The sequence below is a fragment of the Streptomyces sp. UF-297 genome, assembly GCF_058245575.1.
Genome location: NZ_JBSIBZ010000262.1, coordinates 1 through 416 on the forward strand (window position 1 = coordinate 1; position 416 = coordinate 416).

Sequence of the window (416 nt, forward strand, 5' to 3'; positions counted from 1 at the left end):
TCGCGTGCGCTGTCGGGTCTGTCGGTTGAGGGTTCGATGGTGTCGGTGGTGATGCCGTCGCGGGCGGTATGTGAGCTGGTCGAGCGGTGGGATGACCGGCTGTCGGTGGCTGCGGTGAATGGTCCGGCGGCTGTGGTGGTGTCGGGTGAGCCGGGTGCGTTGGCGGAGTTCGAGCGGGAGTTGGCGTCGCGGCATGTGTTGCGCTGGCGTATTCCGGAGACGGACTTTGTGGCGCATTCGCCTGCGGTGGAGCCGTTGGAGGCGGTGCTGGCGAGGGAGCTTGCCGGGATCACTCCGCAGGCCGGTCGGGTGCCGATGGTCTCGACCGTCACGGGTGAGTGGGTGTCGGGCAGTGAGGTGGATGCCGCGTACTGGTACGCGAATCTGCGGCAGATGGTCCGCTTCGAAGAAGCCGT

1 protein-coding gene is annotated in these 416 nt (G+C 67.1%); it reads left to right on the forward strand.

What is annotated here, in order from left to right; translation table 11 throughout:
- Positions 1 to 36 precede the first annotated feature (36 nt).
- Positions 37 to 416: acyltransferase domain-containing protein (locus tag AC4IJH_RS43745; RefSeq protein WP_490857604.1), on the forward strand; the 380-nt coding region annotated here is incomplete at its 3' end.